Below are 1,154 nucleotides of genomic sequence, written 5' to 3'. Positions count from 1 at the left end.
AATCAAAACCACCAGTGTGAATGAACTGCACCCCAATTTTTAGACACAACTCTAATAAATGGAGGTGCAGTTTTTTATGGCTAAATTCACCAATGTTGAAAAAATACAAGCAGTCATTCGCTATCAAAGTGGTGCAGAAGGCGTAAAGTCAATGGCTAAATCCATAGGAGTTGACCATTCAGTCCTCTTAAATTGGATTAAACAATATGAATATCACGGAGAAAAAGCTTTTGAAAAATGCTATACATCTTACACATTGCAGTATAAACTAGATGTACTTAATTATATGAACGAACAAGGGACATCTATCCGGGAAACAGCAGCGATCTTTAATATTTCTACACATTCCACGCTTTTACAATGGAAAAAGCAATTGGAAGCAGAAGGAATAGATGCCCTAGAACCAAAGAAAAAGGGGCGTCCATCCATGAAAAAAAGTTCTGATCATACATCTAAAAAGCAAAAGCCGGATGAAGGGACTCCGGAAGCATTACAAGCAGAAATAGATCGTTTACGCATGGAGAATGCCTATTTAAAAAAGTTGAATGCCTTAGTTCAAAACAAGGAGAAATTACCAAACAGGACAAAGCGCAAGTAGTCTATGAACTAAGGCATGAATTCCCTGTGAAGGCACTTCTGCAGCTGGCAGAGATTCCACGTAGCACGTACTACTATATAGTAAGTAAATTCGGACTTCCGGATAAAGATGTGGAGTTGAAAAAGCTGATTCAAGCTATCTACGATGAGCATCAAGGACGTTATGGATACCGCCGTATCCGGGACGAGCTATGGAATCGAGGGCATAAGGTAAACCATAAAAAAGTCCAACGCATCATGAAAGAATTAGGTTTAAAAAGCCTAGTTCGAATGAAAAAATATCGCTCTTACAAAGGAAAGGTTGGCAATATCGCACCAAATATTTTAGATCGGAACTTTAATGCCGAAAAGCCAAATCAAAAATGGGTAACGGATATTACAGAGTTTAAATTATTTGGGGAGAAACTCTATCTTTCACCTATACTGGATTTATATAATGGGGAAATCATTGCCTATACAATCGACTCTAGACCTACTTATTCACTTGTATCGGAAATGTTGGAGAAATCATTTAAACGGTTATCAGAGGAAGATGCACTGCTTATTCATTCGGATCA

At 37.9% G+C, this 1,154-nt stretch carries 1 pseudogene; it reads left to right on the top strand.

Going from position 1 to position 1,154, the window contains the following annotated elements:
• Nucleotides 1-76: 76 nt before the first annotated feature.
• Nucleotides 77-1,154 (top strand): annotated as a pseudogene (locus tag B2C77_RS00440) (IS3 family transposase); the annotation flags it as partial.

The organism is Virgibacillus dokdonensis, from assembly GCF_900166595.1.
GTDB lineage: Bacteria > Bacillota > Bacilli > Bacillales > Amphibacillaceae > Virgibacillus > Virgibacillus dokdonensis.
The sequence above is the reverse complement of the archived record's forward strand: the minus strand, read 5'-3'. Positions and strand labels throughout refer to the sequence as shown.